This window comes from Sphaerisporangium sp. TRM90804 (assembly GCF_029846175.1).
Lineage (GTDB): Bacteria > Actinomycetota > Actinomycetes > Streptosporangiales > Streptosporangiaceae > Sphaerisporangium.
Genome location: NZ_JARWAC010000037.1, coordinates 19,772 through 40,728, shown reverse-complemented (window position 1 = coordinate 40,728; position 20,957 = coordinate 19,772). Strand labels below are relative to the sequence as shown.

18 protein-coding genes are annotated in these 20,957 nt (G+C 72.1%); 11 read left to right on the top strand and 7 right to left on the bottom strand.

From position 1 onward, the window contains the following. Positions 1-821 precede the first annotated feature (821 nt). Together PYR91_RS34420 and PYR91_RS34415 are read left to right on the top strand one after the other, a co-directional pair. Positions 822-1,487 carry a hypothetical protein gene (locus tag PYR91_RS34420; protein WP_279786857.1) on the top strand — a complete coding sequence of 222 codons (666 nt, stop codon included), beginning with the start codon at positions 822-824 and terminating at the stop codon, positions 1,485-1,487. A gap of 117 nt (positions 1,488-1,604) precedes the next feature. After that, a complete protein-coding gene (locus PYR91_RS34415; protein WP_279786855.1) occupies positions 1,605-2,132 on the top strand; it encodes a hypothetical protein in 528 nt (175 codons plus the stop codon). Positions 2,133-2,466: 334 nt separating this feature from the next. On the opposite strand, the gene PYR91_RS34410 is transcribed toward PYR91_RS34415, so the two are convergent. Continuing rightward, entirely contained in the window at positions 2,467-4,635 is a 2,169-nt protein-coding gene (locus PYR91_RS34410) for a hypothetical protein (protein ID WP_279786852.1), read from the bottom strand. Further along, a complete protein-coding gene (locus tag PYR91_RS34405; RefSeq protein WP_279786850.1) occupies positions 4,517-5,158 on the bottom strand; it encodes a hypothetical protein in 642 nt (213 codons plus the stop codon). The genes PYR91_RS34410 and PYR91_RS34405 overlap by 119 nt, the downstream gene beginning before the upstream one ends. Before the next feature lie 127 nt (positions 5,159-5,285). Here PYR91_RS34405 and PYR91_RS34400 point away from each other — a divergent pair, with 127 nt between their 5' ends. The 4 genes from PYR91_RS34400 to PYR91_RS34385 all read left to right on the top strand — a co-directional run bounded on the left by PYR91_RS34400 (position 5,286) and on the right by PYR91_RS34385 (position 9,239). Then, positions 5,286-6,089 (top strand): glycerophosphodiester phosphodiesterase, encoded by an 804-nt coding sequence (locus PYR91_RS34400; protein ID WP_279786848.1) that lies wholly within the window; start codon positions 5,286-5,288, stop codon positions 6,087-6,089. 171 nt (positions 6,090-6,260) lie between these two features. Continuing rightward, positions 6,261-7,607 carry an MFS transporter gene (locus tag PYR91_RS34395; RefSeq protein ID WP_279786846.1) on the top strand — a complete coding sequence of 449 codons (1,347 nt, stop codon included), beginning with the start codon at positions 6,261-6,263 and terminating at the stop codon, positions 7,605-7,607. A 174-nt stretch (positions 7,608-7,781) separates the two neighbouring features. After that, the gene (locus PYR91_RS34390; RefSeq protein ID WP_184981820.1) at positions 7,782-8,126 is read left to right on the top strand and encodes an RNA polymerase-binding protein RbpA; all 345 of its coding nucleotides are present in this window, start codon (positions 7,782-7,784) and stop codon (positions 8,124-8,126) included. A 174-nt stretch (positions 8,127-8,300) separates the two neighbouring features. Continuing rightward, the gene (locus PYR91_RS34385; protein WP_279786842.1) at positions 8,301-9,239 is read left to right on the top strand and encodes a sulfite exporter TauE/SafE family protein; all 939 of its coding nucleotides are present in this window, start codon (positions 8,301-8,303) and stop codon (positions 9,237-9,239) included. A gap of 289 nt (positions 9,240-9,528) precedes the next feature. On the opposite strand, the gene PYR91_RS34380 is transcribed toward PYR91_RS34385, so the two are convergent. Next, positions 9,529-10,725, bottom strand: coding sequence for a cytochrome P450 (locus PYR91_RS34380; RefSeq protein ID WP_279786840.1), 1,197 nt, complete (start codon positions 10,723-10,725; stop codon positions 9,529-9,531). A gap of 91 nt (positions 10,726-10,816) precedes the next feature. Between PYR91_RS34380 and PYR91_RS34375 the strand changes: the two genes are divergently transcribed. After that, complete coding sequence (locus tag PYR91_RS34375; protein WP_279786838.1) at positions 10,817-11,473, top strand: TetR/AcrR family transcriptional regulator; 657 nt, start codon at positions 10,817-10,819, stop codon at positions 11,471-11,473. Positions 11,474-11,567: 94 nt separating this feature from the next. Here PYR91_RS34375 and PYR91_RS34370 read toward each other — a convergent pair whose 3' ends face one another. After that, on the bottom strand, positions 11,568-12,167 hold the full coding sequence (locus tag PYR91_RS34370; protein WP_279786837.1) for a hypothetical protein: 600 nt from the start codon (positions 12,165-12,167) through the stop codon (positions 11,568-11,570). 712 nt (positions 12,168-12,879) lie between these two features. Here PYR91_RS34370 and PYR91_RS34365 point away from each other — a divergent pair. The 4 genes from PYR91_RS34365 (at position 12,880) to PYR91_RS34350 (ending at position 16,934) form a co-directional block, all read left to right on the top strand. After that, positions 12,880-13,086, top strand: coding sequence for a cation transporter (locus tag PYR91_RS34365; protein ID WP_279786835.1), 207 nt, complete (start codon positions 12,880-12,882; stop codon positions 13,084-13,086). After that, positions 13,083-14,021 carry a hypothetical protein gene (locus tag PYR91_RS34360; protein WP_279786833.1) on the top strand — a complete coding sequence of 313 codons (939 nt, stop codon included), beginning with the start codon at positions 13,083-13,085 and terminating at the stop codon, positions 14,019-14,021. Before PYR91_RS34365 ends, PYR91_RS34360 begins: the two co-directional genes overlap by 4 nt. Positions 14,022-14,051: 30 nt before the next feature. Further along, positions 14,052-16,304, top strand: coding sequence for a heavy metal translocating P-type ATPase (locus PYR91_RS34355; RefSeq protein WP_279786831.1), 2,253 nt, complete (start codon positions 14,052-14,054; stop codon positions 16,302-16,304). 105 nt (positions 16,305-16,409) lie between these two features. Next, the gene (locus tag PYR91_RS34350; RefSeq protein ID WP_279786829.1) at positions 16,410-16,934 is read left to right on the top strand and encodes a DUF4396 domain-containing protein; all 525 of its coding nucleotides are present in this window, start codon (positions 16,410-16,412) and stop codon (positions 16,932-16,934) included. Positions 16,935-17,155: 221 nt separating this feature from the next. Here the strand turns inward: PYR91_RS34350 and PYR91_RS34345 are convergent, their stop codons facing one another. The 3 genes from PYR91_RS34345 to lnt all read right to left on the bottom strand — a co-directional run bounded on the left by PYR91_RS34345 (position 17,156) and on the right by lnt (position 20,660). After that, on the bottom strand, positions 17,156-17,707 hold the full coding sequence (locus tag PYR91_RS34345) for an FxsA family protein (protein WP_279786827.1): 552 nt from the start codon (positions 17,705-17,707) through the stop codon (positions 17,156-17,158). A gap of 443 nt (positions 17,708-18,150) precedes the next feature. Next, complete coding sequence (locus tag PYR91_RS34340) at positions 18,151-18,906, bottom strand: polyprenol monophosphomannose synthase (RefSeq protein ID WP_279786825.1); 756 nt, start codon at positions 18,904-18,906, stop codon at positions 18,151-18,153. After that, positions 18,906-20,660 (bottom strand): apolipoprotein N-acyltransferase, encoded by a 1,755-nt coding sequence (gene lnt / locus PYR91_RS34335; RefSeq protein WP_279786823.1) that lies wholly within the window; start codon positions 20,658-20,660, stop codon positions 18,906-18,908. Before lnt ends, PYR91_RS34340 begins: the two co-directional genes overlap by 1 nt. Between the last annotated feature and the right edge of the window lie 297 nt (positions 20,661-20,957).

The window sequence follows — 20,957 nt, the reverse complement described above, 5'->3', positions numbered from 1 at the left end:
AGAACGGGAACCACGTACTTCGATGCCTCAAAGAGCTGCCTTGCACCACGACGTGGTTCTCAAGCTCCCCGTAAGCAGCCCACACTCTCCGACTTTCAGGTGTCCAGTCGATATCCGGACGCTCGGGACAGGCGTCGTCCATGCCGGGGGAATCCCCGAGAGAGGCCCGCTGTCAGGAGTGGCCGGACAGGTTCCCCACCGTTCGGTGATCTTCGCCGACCGGAGCAGTGCCCGCTATCGCAAGCGAACTCGAATTGGCGCGTTATAAGAAGTAAGGGGAAACGAATAGTCGCGAGGTGGTCAGCGTGACCGGCAACCCTATATATGCGGGCAAAACGCTTGCATCCACTTCGACCAAGAACCTTGAATCACCGACACGAAACCCGGCCACTCTGTCCTCATATAAAGCCACAATGGCCCCGGTGATGAGAACGCCACTTTCGCACTCCTCGACAGAGGGATCAGGGCGGCCCGCCGGAATGAGACTACCACCCCAACTTAGTTCTTCCTCCACATCCAGTTCCACATGATATGTGGTTGAGCCCGGGTGGACTTCGGCCCTCCAGAACCCGTACCCCTGCCCGTAGCTACACCGGAACCGAACTAACGTCAGCGCGCCTTGCAGCCACGTCTCTGTTACGCTTATCTTCATTTCTTTGGAAGAGGCACTCGAACGACACGATTATCTACATAATATTGGCCAGACGGATCTGTTGACCAAGTTTCCTCATGGTAGTGAAACTTCGAGACCGGGAGAAACCGTGGGAATGGGCGGTTAGGCCTGGCTTAATCTGCGGTGTTGCGGTGCTTTCGTAGTGCGGTTGTCGCGGTTCGAACTGCGGGCCGGTGAACGGTTCACCTACCACTACGACTTCTTCGCCGGCTGGCGCCTCGACATCCGGGTGGAGAAGATCACCGCCCGGGTGCCGAACCGTCCCTACCCCGTCTGCACCGGCGGCGCTCGGAGCTTGGACAGCCCCCGCTTCAGATCCTGCCCGTGCGCCGCCGACCAGGACGGCAATGCCGCGACGTTCAGCCCGGTGGCCGCGCTGCTGCCTGAGCGGACCCCTCCCGAGCTGCTGCTGTGGGAGGCCAAGTACGCCGCGCTCACCTCCTACGGAGCGGCCGCCACCCTGCTCAGCGACACCTTCCCCCTCGGACGCCGGCTCCAGCCAACCGCGGTCCGCCAGCGCGTCGAGCGCACCGCGACCCGGCTGGAAGATGAGCTCGGTGAGGAGCGGTTCAGCTTCATCGACACCTGCCCCCGTGACCTGGAGACCATGCCCCGCCCGGACCTGCCCCTGGTCGTCGCCCTGGACGGCGGCTACGTCCACTCCAGCAACCAGACCACCCGCCGTGACGGCTGGTTCGAGGCCGTCACCGGAAAGAGCACCCCCACCGGCGGCGGCCCCGCCAAATGCTTCGCCTTCGTCCAGACCTACGATCACAAACCCAAACGACGTCTGTATGAGTTCCTGCGGTCTTAGGGCCTGCCCGACAACCAGCAGATCGTCTTCCTCACCGACGGCGGAGAGGACATCCGCGACCTGCCCCGCTACCTCAACCCCCAAGCCGAGCACTACCTCGACTGGTTCCACATCACCATGCGCCTCACCGTGCTCCGCCAGATGATCCGCTCCCTGCCCACCCCAGGCGACGACCAGGACCTCGAGACCTTCACCGCCAGCCCTGACCGAACCGACCAGACCCTGGAGCGGATCAAGCACTTCCTGTGGCACGGCAACACCTTCCGCGCCCTCGACCTGCTGAACGATCTTGTCGACGACCTCGAACTCCTCTGCGCCGACCAGCCCGACGACAAGCAGCGCGCGTTCTTCTCCCGGATCAGCGAGTTCCGCGGCTACATCGCAGGCAACCGCGACGAGATCCCCAACTACGGCGAACGCCACCGCTGCGGCGAGCCCATCTCTAGTGCCACTGCCGAAGCCACCGTCAACCACGTCATCAGCCGCCGCATGGTCAAGAAGCAACAGATGCGCTGGTCACCACGCGGCGCCCACCTACTCCTCCAGATCCGCACCCGCGTCCTCAACAACGACCTCGCCAACGACTTTGCCCGCTGGTACCCAAGGCTCAACAGCCACGATCAACAAGTCGAGCTCGCGGCCTGACTTCCCACGGCTTCTCCCGGCCTCCTACGGGTTCCACCGGTGGTGCGACTGCCAGCGAGGCACCTGCTGGAACTGCCTGGCGCACCGCTGTGACCTGTGCGTCCACCGGCAACACCCGCCGCGAATCGACAACAACGCCGGAGCGGTCCGACAAGAGCGGCTACGTGGTCGCCCTGATCGTGCATCTCCCACGGCAGAGGCCCTGCCGGTGGGTGTGCAAGTGCCCCTGCGAACGCGCCACAGCCCTTTCGCCGCGACGTCGCAAGACTTCTCCACGGCACTTTACGCAGCCCTCCGGGCAAAACGCACTGATCGAGGTCACCTCATGACGACTTCACCGCTCATCCTCTTTCCGGCCTGGCCAGGAGGGTGTGTGGGTGGCGGCGAGGTAGTCGTGCAGGGCGGCGTGCCGGAACTGGTAGAACGGCCCCACGGTGCGCAGCAGCCCTAGGCGGTGGGCGTCGTCGAGGAAGTCCATGAGCCGCCAGGGAAGCCGGCGCTGGAGGGTTAGCACGGCCACCGCAATGGTGTAGATCGGCCATGCACGATGGTCTCCCACGAGGGCGAACGCGGGCCCTGCGAGGAGCCCGCTTCCGAGCCCGACTATGAGTCTGAGCGTGAGCTCAGTGAGCTGGAAGTCGGGCCCGGCCATGAACGCGAGCCAGAGGCCGGATGTGAGCCCCCACAAGAGCCCGAACGTGATCATTCGGACGAAGGTGAGGGCTCTGTCGGCCTTCCAACTGGAGCGGGGCGTGCTGATCGATGTAAGGGTAGGTTGTTGCGCCCAGTCGATCAGCGCGAATGCCATTGTAAGCGCGAGCGCCGTCGCGAGCCCTTCGGCGAGGACGCCCGCGAGCCTGCCTGTGTACCCGCCCGCGAAGCCGGTCACAAGCACGACCAGGAGCGGTGTTCCAACCGTGAGCACAAACCCGACCTTGTTGTTGCGGAGGAGCAGAAGCGTTCGTCCGCGTAACCGGAGGTCGGCATAGCCAGGTGTTTCGTCAGCCCAGGATTCGCGCACCTCGAGCCGGAACATGAGCCCGGCCATGATCCCGCCCGCGAGCCCGAGCAGGAGCCCGAACAGGAGCCCCGCCCCAAGCACCAGTCCCAGAAACCCAATACCAAGTGCCATAGCAAGGCCGCCCATGAGCCCGATCGTCGACCAGATGTGAGGTGTCGTGCGGGCGATGTGCCACCAGGCGATGTCGCGGGTGGTGGTGGGGGGAAAGGTGCGGGCGAGGTAGGTCAGGTAGCGCCGGGTGGCGTCCGGATTGAGCTGGTGGCGGGGCCGGAAGTGGTCGGCAGGGTCGGTGCTGGGTGGGCGGGCAGTGATCAGGGCGGGGATGAGCCGGTCGAGCAGGTGGGCGCGCAACGTATCGGTGTCGGATCCGAGTGGTCCGATAAGCGGGGTGGGGTCGGCGGTGAGATAGACGGTGCGGATCAGCCACAGGCCCAGCGGGGTGGTTGCCAGGGTGGTCAAGCCGGGGGCGGTGCGGGTTCCTACTGCGGCCAGGACCGTTTGCCATGCGAGTGAGGGGGTGGCGGCCAGGCAGGCGGTCAGGTAGTCGGCGGCCGCCTGCGGGGACAGCAGTTTGGGGGTGATGACGGCGGCGGCGGTCACCGGCCGGCCGATATCGCTCATGGCCGAGGTGAACTCGGTGGTGCGGCTGGTGAGGATGAGCTGGTCCCGGTCGGTGAGCGAGGCGTTGACCGCCTGAATCACCGCGGCGCGGGCCGGTGCGCCGATTTCGTCCAGGCCATCCAGGACGGGAAGGATATGGCCGCCGTCGACCAGCGCCGCGGCGGCACCCGCGCCGAGCTCGGGCGCGGACAGCCCCGGGTAGTCGGCGGTCAGCCGGACGGTGAGCCAGTCCTGCAGCCGAGGGTGGGCGCCGGTATCCCAGCTGGAGACCGGCAGCATCACCGGCACCGGCACTACCTCACCCGGGACGGCACCGGCCCTGTCAGCCTGGCGGGTGGACAGCAGACGCAGCAGCAATTGCACCGCCAGGGTGGTCTTGCCCATCCCGGGCCCGCCGGTGATGACCAGCCGCCGCCGGGCCAGAGCACGAAAATCGGCCGCCAGGGAGGCGATTTCGTCGCTGCGACCGGTGAAGACCAACTCGGCCTGGTTGGTGATCAGACGGGGCGGGCTCATCACGGACTTATCGACGGTGAGCTGCCAGCGCACCGGGATCGGCTCGGGGTTGTCCAGCAACCGGTCACGGGGCTCGTCGCGCCATTGCTTGGCGACCAGACCGGCCAGCACCTCAGCAGCGGCGTCCACCTCGGCGCGGCGTGGGGTGGCCGCAGTCGCTCTGCGGCGGAACCAGATTACCGCTGCGGTACCGGCGGTCAGTGCAGCGAGTGTGACTGAGGCTGCCTCAGCGACGTTGATCTCGGCGCTCAGGTCGAGCGCGCGCACGACCACGGCCACCAACGCGGCCAGCGCGAGGATGACCGCGGCGACCGGGACGATCCAGCGGATCCGGCTTCGGTTCACACTGGGTATCGTCGCCGTTTGTTGACCGTTGGGCATCGCTTGCGCACAAATTGTGATCGTCGATTCGCGTTTCGCAAGATGCCGTTCGGTTCGGCTCAGTTGCCTGCACGTCCTCGGCCAGGTCCTCCACCACGTCGCGGGCGCGCGCCGCCAGGCTGCCGCACAAGTCGGGGGTGGCGTCCCGGGTGAAGCCGTCAGGGGTGGAACCGCCGACCGAGTGCAAGGGATCCACGCCCCTGCTCTGATCGATCAGCTCCTGCAACGTGTCGTTCTTCTTCCGCGTCGGCGACTTGGTGGAACCGCCCTTGCCGCCGCGCTTCCAGGCGAGTACTTGGCTTTCACCGTCCCCGCAGCGTCGGTCACGCTCGCCATGTCGCTCCCGCCACCGCGTGGCGTCGGAGCCGGGAACGACGAACGGTGTGCTCTGGAGCGCCTGCCAGTCGTGTTCCTGGTGGGAAACGATGTCGCCGGCGCTGTAGGCGCGCAGGGCCGAGTACGGCGAACGGTGGCGGTTCCGTGCCAAGGCGGCGCCCACCCGCGCCGGGCGGCGGGCATGGTGGTCGGCGGGGTGCCGGGTGGGTGGGTTCGGGGGGAAAATGTTCGTCGGGGTGAGCTGACGGGGTGGGGGTGGACAGGGGATACTCCTGGTCGTGCAGCACCGCTTCGCGTTTCTCGATCATCCTGGTCCGTTGGCCTTCGCGCACCGTGGGGGGGCGGCCGAGGGTCGCGAGAACACCATGGCCGCGTTCTCGCGGGCGGTCGATCTCGGGTACACCTACCTGGAGACCGACGCCCACGCCACGGCCGACGGCGTGCTGCTCGCGTTCCACGACCACACGCTCGATCGGGTGACCGACCGGCACGGGCGGGTGGCCGCGCTGCCCTACCGGCAGGTGCGGCAGGCGCGCATCGGGGGCGTGGACGAGATCCCGCTGCTGGAGGACCTGCTGGGCACCTGGCCCGACGTGCGGGTGAACATCGACGTCAAGGAGGCGCCGGCGATCGCGCCGCTCGCCGAGGCGATCCGGCGCACCGACGCCTACGACAGGGTCTGCCTGACCTCCTTCTCCGACACGCGGCTGGCCAGGGCGCGCATGGCGATGGGCCGGCCCGTCTGCTCGGCCCTCGGGCCGCGCGGCGTGGCGCGGCTGCGGGCCGCGGCCATGGGGTCGGGGTACGGGCGGCTGCTCGGCGGGCTGGCGCGCGAGGGCGTGCCGTGCGCCCAGGTGCCGCTCGGGTTCCGCGGCGTGCGGGTCACCACGCGGGCCCTGGTCCGCACCGCCCACGCCCTGGGCATGCAGGTGCACGTGTGGACGGTCGACGACCAGCGCACGATGGAGGCGCTGCTCGACCTCGGGGTGGACGGCATCATGACCGACAACATCTCCGGGCTGCGCGACGTCCTGGACGCCCGGGGCCAGTGGCACCCCCGCCGTCCCGTCGCGCACGCCTGACCCACAGGCACCGCACGCGCCGGCCCAGCCCCCCGAACCATCAGACATGACGCAGGAGCACTCCCAGCCCATCGCACCGGACCCCCTCCGCACGCGCCGGGCACCCCCGGCGGCCTCCCCCCGCTCCCCCTGCCGCCTCCGGCGGCGGCACCCCTCATCGCCAGGAGAACCATGATCACCCCGACCGTCGCCGAGGACCCTCCCCAGGCGCGCAGGCGCGAGCAGCGCGGCTGGTACTGGTACGACTTCGCCAACTCCGGCTTCTACACGACGGTCATCACGGTCTTCCTCGGCCCGTACCTGACCACGCTGGCCGAGAACGCGGCCGGCGGGGAGAACGGCTTCGTCGGCTTCCTCGGGTTCGACTTCCGGGCCAAGGCCTACTTCTCGGCGATCGTGACGATCTCGGTGGTCCTGCAGATCATCGTCATGCCGATCGTCGGCGCCCTGGCCGACCACACCGGCCGCAAGAAGGAGATCCTGGGCTTCTTCGCCTACCTCGGCGCGATCGCGACGCTGGGCTTCTACTTCGTCTCCGGCCAGGCGTACGTGCTGGGCGGGGTGCTGTTCATCGTCGCCAACGTGGCCTTCGGCGCGGCGATGGTCGTCTACCACTCGTTCCTGCCGCAGATCGCCGGCGCCGAAGAGCGCGACAAGGTCTCCTCGCACGGCTGGGGATTCGGCTACCTGGGCGGCTTCGTCCTGCTGGCGATCAACCTGTTCCTGTACCAGGCCAGCGGCATCGAGGAGGGCCTGGCGGTGCGCATCAGCCTGGCCTCGGCCGGTCTGTGGTGGGGCGTGTTCACCGTGATCCCCATGCTGCGGCTGCGCAACCGCCCGGGGGCCGCGCACGACGCCTCCGCCGGGCGGGCGGTGAGCGGCAGCTTCCGCCAGCTCGGCCGCACCATCGCCGAGCTGCGCCGCTACCCGCGCAGCCTGCTGTTCCTGCTGGGCTACCTCGTGTACAACGACGGCGTGCAGACGGTGATCTCCTTCTCGGCCGTCTACGCCGACCAGGAGCTCGGGCTGGGCAAGAGCGTGCAGATCACGGCGATCCTGATGGTGCAGTTCGTGGCCTTCGGCGGCGCCCTGCTTCTCGGTCGGCTGGCGTTCCGGTTCGGCACAAAGCGCACCGTGCTGGTCAGCCTGGTGATCTGGACGGCCGTGGTGAGCGTGGCGTACTTCCTGCAGGAGGGCGCGGAGGTTCAGTTCTACGCCATCGCGTTCGCGATCGCGATCGTGCTCGGCGGCACGCAGGCGCTGTCGCGGTCGCTGTTCTCGCTGGTGATCCCGCCCGGCAAGGAGGCCGAGTACTTCAGCCTGTTCGAGGTGAGCGACAAGGGGTCGGCGTTCCTCGGCTCGCTGACGCTGACGCTCGCCCTGCAGGTCACCGACAGCTACCGGACGGCGATCCTGTCCCTGGTGATCTTCTTCGTGATCGGCTTCGTGATCCTGCTGACGATCGACATGCCCCGCGCCGTGCGCGAGGCGGGCAACGAGGTGCCCCGCCACATCTAGCCGCCGCGGCGCCTTTCGCCCGGAACGTCACGAAGATCATCTTTGTGACGGGAAGGGACCGACGCGAAAAGCGCGATTGGATCACCCCAAGGGTGGGAATCCATCCACGGTATCAAGCGTTGTAAGCCGTGGAGACCCACCCCTCTCAACGGGGCCCTCAGGAGGCATTAGAACATGGGCGAGCGTGCACTTCGCGGTACCCGGCTCGGAGCCACCAGCTACGAGAACGACCGCAACACCGATCTGGCCCCGCGCCAGGAGGTGCCTTACACCTGCCCGAAGGGCCATCGCTTCGACGTGCCCCTCGCCGCCGAGGCGGAGATCCCGGCGACCTGGGAGTGCCGCAGCTGCGGCGCGACAGCGCTGAGGGTGGATGCCGAGCAGCCTCAGCAGAAGAAGGCCAAGCCGCCGCGCACCCACTGGGACATGTTGCTCGAACGCCGCACGATCGAGGATCTCGAAGAGGTGCTCAACGAGCGGCTGGCGATCCTTCGGGCCCAACGGCGCAAGAGCGCCTGAGCCGACCCGACCGACGGCGCCTGCGGGCCACCTCACAGTGGCCCGCGAGCGCCTTTTTTCATGCCCGGACGATTCGGGCGCTCTCGGTAGCTGAAACGTGACTTGACGGATCCCAGCCCCTGTTCAACCATATTCCCACTCGACATAGTAGGGAAAACAGGAAAGGCTGATGCCGTGCGTGCGCTCATCTTGCTGGGACTGGTCGGCTTCGCCGCCCAGCTCGTCGACGGCAGCCTGGGGATGGCCTATGGAGTGACGTCGACGACGCTCCTCCTGGCCGTCGGCACCAACCCCGCCGCCGCCTCCGCCACCGTCCACCTCGCCGAGATCGGCACCACGCTGGCCTCGGGCGTCTCTCACTGGCGCTTCGGGAACATCGACTGGAAAGTCGTCGCCAAGATCGGCATACCCGGCGGTGTCGGCGCCTTCGCCGGCGCCACCTTCCTGTCGAGTCTCTCCACCGAGACCGCGGCCCCGATCATGTCGATCATCCTGCTGACGCTCGGCCTGTACATCCTGGTGCGCTTCACCGCCTACGGCCTGCCGAAGGGCAACCTGGGCAAGCCGTTGCGCAAGCGGTTCCTCGCCCCGCTCGGCCTGGTCGGCGGCTTCGTCGACGCCACCGGCGGCGGCGGCTGGGGCCCGGTCGGCACCCCCGCGATCCTGGCCAGCGGCCGCCTGGCGCCCCGCAAGGTGATCGGCTCGATCGACGCCAGCGAGTTCATCGTCGCCATCGCCGCCAGCGTCGGATTCTTCGTCGGCATCGGCTCGGAGAACATCAACTTCGCGTGGGTCGCCGTGCTGCTGGTCGGCGGCGTGATCGCGGCGCCGATCGCCGCGTGGCTGGTCAGGCACATCCCGCCGCGCATCCTCGGCTCGGCCGTGGGCGGGCTCATCGTCCTGACCAACATCAGGACCCTGCTGCGCAGCGACTGGATCGACGCCTCCAGCGGTGTGCAGACCGCCGCCTACATCCTCATCGCCCTCGTGTGGGCCGCCGCCATCGCGTACTCGGTCCGCGAGTACCGCAAGGACAAGGCCAACGAGTCGGTGGAGGCCATCGAGGCCCTTGAGCGCCAGGCCGCCGAAGAGGAGGCCGCGCCCGTTCGCTGACCTCCTCCCTTCCAGGCCGGCCGGGCCGCCGCTCCCACCGGGAGCGGCGGCCCGTCGCGTTCCCCGACCATGCCGCCGGGGGGCCAGAGGCCGTGCGCGGCGGCCGGGCGGCGCGGCCCGGCGGGTCGGACGGGCACGGCCCCGGAGTCGTCCCGCCGCTGACGCCGGTCTGAGCGCGAGCTGACGTCGGGCTGACGCAGCGATGACCACGCGGGTGTGATTCAGGTCACACCGTGCGGCCACTTCCGGGACGGCCCGGCCGCGCCGGTTCGCGCGGCGGGGGTGGCGATCACCAGGTGACCGGGAGCGAGGTCAGGCCGCCGGCCAGCACGTGCCGGTTGATGCTCAGGCTCTCGGCGGGGACGGCCAGCCGCATCGTCGGGAAGCGGCCGACGAGCTGCTTGAGCACCACCTGCAGCTCGACCCGCGCCAGCGGGGCGCCGATGCAGTAGCGCGCGCCGTATCCGAAGCTCAGGTGCCCGGCGCCCTGGCGGGCGACGTCGAAGCGGTCGGGGTCGGCGAAGACGGCGGAGTCGTGGTTGGCCGCGTTGAGGTCCAGCACGACCAGGTCTCCGGCGCGCACCTTCACCCCCTCGATCTCCAGGTCGACGCGGGCGTACCGGGTGATCCCCCCGGTGCCGCCGCCACCCAGGCCCGGCGAGCGCAGGATCTCCTCCACCGCCGTGTCGACCCGGGCGGGGTCGGCGACCAGCGCCTCCCACTGGTCGCGGTTGTGCAGCAGCCACAGCGTCCCCAGGCCGATCGCGACCACCGTGGTCTCGTGCCCGGCGAACAGCAGCCCCATGCTGAGCAAGGCGGCCTCGTCGTCGTCGACGTCCGCCATCCGCGCGTAGCCGGTGATCACGTCGTCCCCGTCGTCGGCGGGGTCCTTGCTCCGCTTGCCGGCCACCAGGCCGCGCCCGTACTCGAACAGGGCGGCCAGCCCCTGCTCGGAGCGGGCCTGGTCGGTGACGTCGGCGGCGGCCTGCGTCCAGTCGCGGAACTGGGCGCGGTCGGCGTACGGCACGCCCAGCAGCTCGCAGATCACCGTGATCGGCAGCGGCAGCGCGAGTGCCTGGTGCAGGTCGGCGGGCGGCCCCTTGTCGGCCAGCTCGTCCAGCAGGCCGCCGGTGATCTCCGCGACCCGGCCGCTCAGCGCGCGCATGCGTTTCGGCGTGAAGTACGGCTGCATCAGCGAGCGCATCCGGCGATGGTCGACCTCCTCGGTGGCGAAGTCGCCCATCGGGCCGCCGAAGAGCGCCGACAGCCCGGTGCGCGAGGCGGTCTCGGGCTCGGCGTGGGCGCGGCCGAGCCGGTTGTCGTCCAGCAGCCGGCGTACCTGCTCGTAGCCGGTCACCAGCCAGGCGGGGTCGCCGACGGCGGTGCGGACGGGGTGGATCGGCCCTTGCGCCTGGAGCCGGCGCAGCCCGGGCGCGGGCTCCATCGGATTGGCCTGCTCGAACGGCAGCTCGACTGGGGCGGTCATGGCATCCTCCTCGGTACTCGCCGATTTGTACACTTCGATGTATATAAACGGGATTATAGACTTCGGCGGATACCAGAGGAAGGATGAGCACATGACCGGTCTGGGCCAGGCCGAGCCCCCGGCGACGGAAAGCGTGGTCCGGGTGCGCCGGCTGCGCCGCACCGAGCGGCGCGAGCAGCTCCTGGACGCCGCCACCCGCGCCTTCGCGCGCACCGGCTACCCCGCCACCGGCCTGGACGACGTGGCCGCCGAGGCCGGCCTGACCCGCGCCATGCTCTACCGCCACTTCGACTCCAAGGCCGACATGTACCGCGCCGTGCTCGACCGCGCCTGCGTGCGGCTGACGGAGGCCACCGGCGCCGACGACTTCGACGACGGGGCCATCCCGGCCCTGGTGCGCGCCGCCGCGGCCGACCCCGACGGCTTCCGCCTGCTGTTCCGCCACGCCGTCCGCGAGCCCGACTTCCGCGACCTGGTCGACGAGCTCACCGCCGCCTCCCGGGACATCGCCCATCGCAGCCTCGCCAGGACCATCCCGCCGGGGCCGTGGCTCGACTGGGCCTCGCGCCTGGTCCCCGCGCTCACCATCGAGGCCGTCATCGCCTGGCTGGACGCCGGGCAGCCCGACCCCGGCCAGGCCGCCGAACGCGTCGGCCAGGCCGTCCACGGCGTCATGGCGGCCGCGCTGCCCGGGGCCGTCCCGCACGTCCCGCCGCCCGCCACCGCCCCGGGCACGGACGACGGCTGACGTCACGGTCGCGTCGACGCGGCCGGCTCCGGCCGGAGGTCCGCCGGCAGGGCACCGAGCCGGCGCCTTTACAAAGTAGATCAGGAAGTGGGCGTCACTCGCGGACGACCTCGGCCTCCGGGGACAGCCCGAAGGCGGTGCGGGCCGCGCTGCGGATCCGCTCCTCCATGCGCGACCCGGTGGCCAGGACGTCGAACGCCCGGGGCGCGCCCTCGGCCGAGAACATCTCCCGCACCGAGTCGGTGTACGCGGCGCCGTCCCCCGCCTGGCGGAACTCGCGGACGGCGAACCGGCCGCCGCGCGGCTCCAGGGTCAGCAGCATCGGGGCGACGTAACCGGTGCCGGCGACCAGGTCGCCGCCGGAGGGCGCCAGCTCCTGGCAGTGCGCCACCACGCCCACCAGCCGGTCGGGGCCGCTCTGCCGCACCTCGACGAGCTCCTCGTGGCAGAACATCTGGGACTCCATGGAGGGCCGCGCGTCGAGCATGCCCCGGGACCGCTCGGGGTCGGTCTCCAGGTACTGGTCGACCGCGTTCAGCAGGGAGTCGCGCGTCGCCGGGTCGACCGACACGACCCGCTGCGGGGCCAGGCCCGTGAGGTCGGTGCCCGACGACTGCCACGCGACCCAGCCCGCCAGCCCGAGCCCCAGCGCGCCCGCGGCGCCCCACGCCAGGCGCCTCGCCAACCTCTCCACGTCCACTCCCCCGGTCCGGTGGCCCGGCCTAGTCCGGTGCCGCAGCCAACCGCGCCTTATGTTCCCTTCGCCGGGATCATAATCACCTGAGCGCTATTTCAGACCCTACGGATTTTCCGCCAGCGGTAGACCACCCCGTCCCCCGCTGGACGGAAAGAAGCCGGAAGGGGATCCCCCGCCACCTGCTTCAGCACCCCATGTCGGTATATGCCGGTCTGCCAGGGAAAAGCGGAAAGCTGGCCGGATAAGGACAGCACCCTTTTCTAGGTATATGCCCCTCTTGTGGGAGTATCGAGCTACCGGATCTCGTCCGGATTCCCGGTAACGCGTGGTCTCGGAGACACACGGGACGACGGGCGGCCGGTGGCGGGCGAGCGGGGACACCCGCCCCGGCTCTGGTGGCGGCGGCGCGGGCGGGAGCGCCGCCGGCCGGGCGGCTCGCGCGATCACGCGGCACTCCCCCGGCTCCGGTTTCCACGAACAGACCCGGCGTCACGCCGGCGATCCCCCTGCGCCCCGCCCCCGCCGCGCCTGGAGGTACCCTAGGGGGGTAGGGTAGTATGACAACGGCAAGGGCCCGGAAGGCGAGGACGGGCGGACGACCCCGGCCGGGGCACGCCGCCGGGGAGGCGCGACCATGGAGTTCTTCGAGGTCATCGCCCCGCCCGTCACCGTGCCTTCCTTAGACACCGCACCAGACAGGAGTGGTCACGTGATCACCACCACCTACACCGTCAAGGGCATGACCTGCGGTCACTGCGTCAGCTCCGTCACCGAGGAGGTCGGCGCCGTCGACGGGGTCACCGGGGTCGAGGTCGACCTGGCGACCGGGCGGGTGACCGTCGCCGGGCCCGCCGACGGCGACGCGGTCGCGGCGGCCGTCCGCGAGGCCGGGTACGAAGTCGTGGGGCATCCGTGAACACTCCCGCGAGGCTCGGCGCCTACGTCCTGGCGCTGGCGGCGCTCTTCGGCGCGACCCTCGCCGCGGGCTCCGCGGTGGGTGGCCCCGCCTCCGGCGAGCACCCCTCCTCCGGCGAGCCGGCACCCCACGCCGCCCCCGGCGAGCCGGCCGCCGGCCAGCAGGTGCCCGGTGGGCTGCAGATCTCGCAGGACGGCTACACGCTGAACCCGCTCACCACGGGCCTGACCCCGGGAAAGGCCACCGGCCTCCGCTTCACCGTCACCGGGCCCGACGGCGCGCCGGTGACGCGCTACAGGGTGGAGCACGACAAGAAGCTGCACCTCATCGTGGTCGCCCGCGACCTGTCCGGCTACCAGCACCTGCACCCGGAGCTGTCCCCCGGCGGCGTCTGGGAGGTCCGGCTCACCGTGCCGCGGGCGGGCGCGTACCGCATGTTCGCCGACTTCACCCCCGAGGGCGGCGCCGGCGTTACGCTGGGCGCCGACCTGCACGCGGCCGGCGACTACGCCCCGCAGCCCCCGCCCGCCGCGAGCCGCACCGCCACCGTGGACGGCTACACCGTCACCCTGGAGGGCGAGCTGCTCCCCGGCCGCTCCAGCGGGCTTACCCTGAAGGTGACCAGGGGCGGCAGGCCCGTGACCGACCTGCAGCCCTACCTCGGCGCCTACGGCCACCTGGTGGTCCTGCGGGCCGGCGACCTGGCCTACCTGCACGTGCATCCCGAAGGCGAACCCGGCGACGGCACGACCGCCTCCGGCCCGGAGATCACCTTCCAGGCCGAGGTGCCCGCCCCCGGCGACCACCGGCTGTTCCTGGACTTCCAGCACGACGGCGTCGTCCGGACCGCCGAGTTCACCGCCACCGCTGGCGCGGCGGCCGGCCCGCGGCCGAGCCCCGTCGCCACCGGCGCGCCCGGCGGCCACGGCCACTGACGCCAGGCATGACCCGTGAGAGGAGAGACGATGTCCCCCGTCACCGATGACAGGACCCCGGCCGCCGCCGAAGGCTCGGTCGAGCTCTCGATCGGCGGCATGACCTGCGCGTCCTGTGCCAACCGCATCGAGCGCAAGCTCAACAAGCTCGACGGCGTGACCGCCACGGTCAACTACGCCACCGAGAAGGCCCGGGTCACCTTCCCCCGGGGCACCGATCCGCAGGCCCTGGTGGCCGAGGTGGAGAAGGCCGGCTACACCGCGGCGCTCCCCGCCCCGCCCGAGGACGGCGAGGGCGCGGCGCCGCGCGGCCCCGACGAGGTCCGGGCACTGCGTGACCGGCTGGTCACGGCGGTGGTGCTGTCGGTGCCGGTGGTCGCGATGGCGATGGTCCCGGCGCTGCAGTTCACCAACTGGCAGTGGCTGTCGCTCACCCTGGCCGCCCCGGTAGTCGTCTACGCCGGGTGGCCGTTCCACCGGGCCGCCTGGACCAACCTGCGCCACGGCGCGGCGACCATGGACACCCTGGTGTCGCTGGGCACCCTGGCGGCCCTGGGCTGGTCGCTGTGGGCGCTCTTCTTCGGCACCGCCGGCACCCCCGGGATGACCCACCCGTTCGCGCTCACCATCGAGCGCACCGACGGCTCGGGCAACATCTACCTGGAGGCCGCCGCCGGCGTGACGGCGTTCATCCTGGCCGGGCGCTACTTCGAGGCCCGCTCCAAGCGGCGCGCCGGCGCCGCGCTGCGTGCCCTGCTGGAGCTGGGCGCCAAGGACGTCGCCGTGCTGCGCGACGGCGTGGAGACCCGCGTCCCGGCCGACCGGCTCGCCGTCGGCGACCGGTTCGTCGTGCGGCCGGGCGAGAAGATCGCCACCGACGGGGTGGTCGAGGACGGCAGCTCGGCGGTGGACGCCTCCATGCTGACCGGCGAGTCGGTGCCCGTCGAGGTGCGGCCCGGCGACCCGGTGACCGGCGCCACGGTCAACGCGGGAGGCCGCCTGGTGGTGCGCGCCACCCGGGTCGGCGCCGGCACCCGCCTGGCCCAGATGGCCAAGCTGGTCGAGGACGCCCAGAACGGCAAGGCCGAGGTGCAGCGGCTGGCCGACCGCGTCTCCGGCGTGTTCGTCCCGATCGTGATCGCCCTGGCGGTGGGCACGCTCGGCTTCTGGCTGGGCACCGGCGACGGCGCGGGGGCCGCGTTCACCGCGGCGGTCGCGGTGCTCATCATCGCCTGCCCGTGCGCCCTCGGCCTGGCCACGCCCACCGCACTGCTGGTGGGCACCGGCCGCGGCGCCCAGCTCGGCATCCTGATCAAAGGCCCGGAGGTGCTGGAGGCCACCCGCGAGATCGACACCGTGGTGCTGGACAAGACCGGCACCGTCACCGAGGGCCGGATGACCCTGCTGGGGGTGCACGCCGCCGACGGCGAGGACGAGGCGCGGGTGCTGCGCCTGGCCGGAGGGCTGGAGCACGCCTCCGAGCACCCCGTCGCCCAGGCGGTCGCCCGGGGCGCGGCCGAGCGGGTGGGCGCCCTGCCCGTCCCGGAGGACTTCGCCAACGTCGAGGGCCTGGGGGTGCAGGGGGTCGTGGACGGGCACGCGGTGCTCGTCGGGCGGCCCGAGCTGCTGGCCGAGTGGTCCCAGCACCTCCCCCCGGAGCTGGAGCGCGCCTTCGCGGCGGCCCAGGCCGGCGGGCGGACGGCGGTGGCGGTCGGCTGGGACGGCGCCGCCCGCGCCGTGCTGGTGGTCGCCGACACCGTCAAGCCCACCTCCGCCGAGGCCGTGCGCGCGCTGCGCGCGCTGGGGCTGCGCCCGGTGCTGCTGACCGGTGACAACGAGGCGGTGGCGCGCACGGTGGCCGCGGAGGTCGGCATCGAGGAGGTCGTGGCGGGGGTGCTTCCCGCAGGCAAGGTCGAGGTGGTCAAGGGCCTGCAGGCGCAGGGCCGGGTCGTCGCCATGGTCGGCGACGGGGTCAACGACGCCGCCGCGCTCGCCCAGGCCGACCTGGGCCTGGCCATGGGCACCGGCACCGACGCCGCCATCGAGGCCTCCGACCTCACCCTGGTGCGCGGCGACCTGCGCGTGGCGGCCGACGCCATCCGCCTGGCGCGCCGCACCCTGCGCACCATCAAGGGCAACCTGTTCTGGGCCTTCGCCTACAACGTGGCCGCCCTGCCCCTGGCCGCGGCCGGCCTGCTCAACCCCATGATCGCCGGGGCCGCCATGGCGTTCTCCTCGGTCTTCGTCGTCGGCAACAGCCTCCGGCTGCGCCGCTTCAGCTGACCGGCTGGTCCAGCGCGTTCACCTCAGAAGGGGCGGCCCGGGCGCTCACCCGCCGGCCCCCTCGTCGCCACCGGCCTCGCGGCCGACGACCATGGAGAGTCGATCATGACCGAGCAGCACCACGGCCACGCCTCACCGGACGCCGCCGGCGCGGGCCATGCCGAGCACCTGGCCGCCGGCGCGCGGGCCGGGGGCGCCACCTGGGGCATCGCGGCGTCGGCCACCCTGCACTGCCTCACCGGATGCGCCATCGGCGAGGTCCTCGGCCTGGTGATCGCGACGATCCTCGGCTGGGCGACCGCGCCGTCCATCGCCCTTGCCGTCGTGCTCGCCTTCTTCTTCGGCTACCTGCTCACCCTGCTGCCGCTGCGCAGGGCGGGGGTGAGCTGGAGCCGCGCGGTGCGGCTGGCGCTGGCCGCCGACACCGTGTCCATCCTGGTGATGGAGATCGTCGACAACGGCGTGATGCTCGCCGTGCCCGGCGCCATGAACGCCGGCCTGACCAGCGGACTGTTCTGGGGGGCCCTGGCCTTCGCGCTGCTGGTGGCCTTCCTGGTGACCACCCCGGTCAACAAGTGGATCATCGGCAGGGGCCGGGGGCACGCGGTCGTCCACGCCTACCACCACTGACGCGCCCGCGGGGCGCGGTGAGCGGCGCCGCGCCCCGCCGCGGGATCGATCACGAGCAGCGGGGACCGCCTCAAGCCTCAGCGGTTCTCATGAGCACCCCATCGCGGGACGGCTCACGATCACCGGGGCCGCCTCGGGCCCCAGCGCCCTCCTGGGCGCCCGGTCGCAGTTCCGGCGGGGTTCTTTCCCGCCCACGGCCGTCGACGCCCGAAGCGGGGATCCTAGGCGTCGCCGGGGGGACGGATGGGCGGCGGGGCCGCGGGGTCGTCGTTCCGGGGACGGCGGGCGGCGGGGCCGTCGTCGTGGATGACCTGGCCGGGGACGAACGGCGACCTGGCCGTGGGAGAGCCGGGGCCGCCCTGTCCCGGCGGGAACATCACGCCGAAGGGCGTTCCGCCGGCCAGGACGCGGACGCGGCGGCCGAGGAACCAGCCGAGGGCGCGCCGGGCGAGCGGCCGGGTGAACGGGAGGATCAGGAAGAACCCCAGCACGTCGGTGAGGAAGCCGGGGGTGAGCAGCAGGGTGCCGCCCGCGACGATCATCGCGGCGTCGGCCAGCTCGCGCTCGGGCATGCGGCCCGACTGGAGCGCCTCACGCAGCGCGCGCCAGGCCCTGCGGCCCTCCGCCCGCACCAGCCAGGCGCCGAGCAGGCTGTCGAGTATGAGCAGGCCCACGGTCTGCCAGCCACCGATCACCTGACCGATCTGGATCAGCAGCCAGATCTCCAGGACGGGCACGACCAGGAACGCCAGAAAGAGCAGCACACGCAGCATGGCTTCACCATCACCTCGCGACGTACAACGCCCGGACCGCGCCGGGGGTTCCCGCCCTCCCCGCCCTACCGGTCACCGAAGGCGCGCACCGGGGGACGGCCGGGGGCGGCGGACGGCTTCCGGACGGGCGGCGGGGTTCCAGCGCCTCCGGATCGGGCCGGCGCCCGCGGGACGGCACTGGATCAGGTGGGCCGGCCGGGTGCCCGGGCAACACCGAGTAGACGGGCAAGGCCGGATGGACGGACAAGGCCGGATGGACGGCCGGCCCGGGGGCCCGGGGGCCCGGGCGACGGCCGACCCGGGGGACGGGGGGCGGCCCGGGGGGCCGGGGGGCCGGGGGGCCTGGGGGGCGGCCGGCCCGATGGTGGAGCGGCCCGATGGACGACCAGCCTGGCGGTGGGCGACCAGCCTGGCGGTGGGCGACCAGCCTGGCGGTGGGCGGGTCAGCGGCGGGTGCGGAGGCGGGTGCGCAGGCGGCGCGGGAGGCCGGTCACGCCCCATACGGTCACCCGCCACAGGGCCTCGGCGACGATGGCGCGGTTCATCTTGCTGGCCCCGGCCGTGCGCTCGACGAAGGTGATGGGGACCTCGGCCACGCGCAGGCCCTGACGGGCGGTGCGCAGGGTGAGGTCGACCTGGAAGCAGTACCCCTCCGACTGGACGTCGTCCAGGCCGATCTTCTCCAGGGTCGAGGCCCGGTAGGCCCGGAAGCCGGCCGTGGTGTCGCGCACCGGAACGCCGAGGATGATGCGGGCGTAGGTGTTGGCGCCGCGCGACAGGAACTCCCGCTGGACCGGCCAGTTGACCAGCTTGCCGCCCGGCACCCAGCGCGACCCGATGACCAGGTCGGCGCCGGCGCCCAGCGCCTCCAGCAGGGCGGGCAGCTCCTCGGGCCGGTGGGAGCCGTCGGCGTCCATCTCGACCAGCACGTCGAAGCCCTCGGCCAGGCCCCAGCGGAAGCCGGCGATGTAGGCGGTGCCCAGGCCCTGCTTGCCCGGGCGGTGCAGGACGTGGATGTGGTCGTCGGCCGCGGCCAGCTCGTCGGCGACGGCGCCGGTGCCGTCGGGGCTGTTGTCGTCGGCCACCAGCAGGTGGGCCTCGGGCACCGCCGCCCGCAGCCGGCCGGCGATCATCGGCAGGTTCTCGCGCTCGTTGTACGTCGGCACGATGACGAGAACCCGCCCGAGCAACCGCTCCATCACCCGTCCTCTTCTCCGGTGGTGTCATGACGTACGGCCGCCGGCGCCGCCCGGCGCCCGCGCAGGAGGGCGACGGCCAGGGCGCCGGCACCGATGAGCATCAGCGCCCACTCCGGCAGCGCCCCCAGCCGGGTCGCGAGGGTCTGGCCGGTGCGGACGGGAACCTCCACGACCGCCATGTCGGCGACCCCCTCGGCGGTGCTCCAGCGCAGCTCGCCGGCGGGGTCGACGTAGGCCGAGATGCCGGTGGTCGCGGCGGCGACCACCGCGCGGCCGTGCTCGACCGCCCGCAGGCGGGTCATGGCGAGCTGCTGTGGCGGCAGGCCGGTGTGGGCGTAGGTGGCGTTGTTGGTCTGCACCACCAGCGGGGTGCCGCCCGCCACCACGTTGCTGCGCACAATGCCGTCGAAGGCCACCTCGTAGCAGGAGATCGCGCCCACCGTCACCGGGCCCATCGTCAGGGCGCCGTCGCGCGTGCCGGGCAGCGACTGCAGGCCCACCAGGTCGACGCGGGAGAAGAACTTCTCCAGCAGTTCCTTGAACGGGACGAACTCGCCGAACGGCACGAGCTTGCGCTTGTCGTAGTAGGCGCCCGGGCCGCCCTCGGGGTCCCACACGATGGCGCGCGTGTGGCGGTGCTCGCCGTCGGGGGTGCGCACCACGGCGCCGACCAGCACGGGCACCCCGATGTCGCGCACCGCGGCGTCGATGACGCCGCGCGCGTACTCGCTGCGGTAGGGGTCGATGTCGGTGGAGTTCTCGGGCCAGACGACAAGGTCGGGCCGGGCGGCCCTGCCGGCGCGCACGGCGGCGGCGAGCTCGTGGGTCTTGCCGGCGTGGTTGCGCAGCACGACGGCGGGCTGGTCGCCCAGGAAACCCAGGCCCTCGCCGGGCACGTCGCCCTGGACGACCCCGATGCGCACCATGCGGTCGCCGGCGACGGCCGGGGCCGGGCGGGGCACGGCGAGGCCGAGCAGCGGCACCACGACGGCGCCGGCCAGCAGGCAGGCGAGCCCCGCCGCCCGCCGGCGCGACGGGGAGGCCGGGGCGCCCCCGGCCGGGACGCGCGGCGGCCACCACAGGGCTTCCCGGCCCGCCGCGACCCACCGGGGGCCGGCCTGTCCTGGGGGGACCGGCGCGTCTCCTCGGGGGGACGGCGCGTCCGGCGGGCGGCGGGGCGCCAGGCGGACGGCGGCCAGGGCCAGAAGCGTGCCGCTGAGGGCGGCCGCGAAGGTCACCAGCGGGGCGCCGCCCAGCGCGGCGTAGGGCGTGAACGCCGAGTCGCCCTGGCTGAACGCGACCCGCACCCAGGGGAACCCGCCCAGCGGGAACGCGCCGCGCGCCGACTCCTGGAGCACCCACAGGGCGGCCACCCACACCGGCCAGCCGCGCAGCCGGGTGACCAGGGCGGCCCCGGCGGCCATGGCGGCGTAGAACAGGCTCTCGACGGCGACCAGGACGAGCCAGGCGTCCACGCCGATCGGGCGCACCCAGGCCAGGGCGGGCAGCAGGAACGCGGCGCCGCCGAGGTAGCCGAGCCAGGCGGCCCGGCGCGCCGGCAGGCGGTACACCGCCAGGGTGAGCAGCGCGACGCCGGGCGGGGCCAGGAACCACAGGCCGGCCGGCGGGAAGGCGAAGTAGAGCAGGATCGCGCCGGCGACGCAGGCGGCCGCGCGTGGCAGGGCGTGACGGGAACGGGCACCGGTGCCGGCCGGTGCCGGCCGGTGGGTGTCCTGCACCGTTCGCTGGGCCACAGGGCGGGTCTCTTCTCGACGGGATGCGTGCGTGAGGCGGCCACCGAAGCGCTTCGGTGACCCCAGAACGCTACCGCCCGCCGGAGCAGGCTCCAACCGCCGCGCGAGCGCGCCGCCGCCCGGCATGCCCGCCCGCGACGCCGCGGGCGGCGAGCGCCCTGGCCAGGCGGGCCTGGCGTGCGCCCCGCGGGCGAACCGGCGCGGCGGCCTCCGATGAACGTTACGCGGCTCGGGGTCGCCCCCTCCGGCGCCCCGGGCGAGCCGTCGGCGGCCCCCACGGTGGTCTTCTCGGCGCGA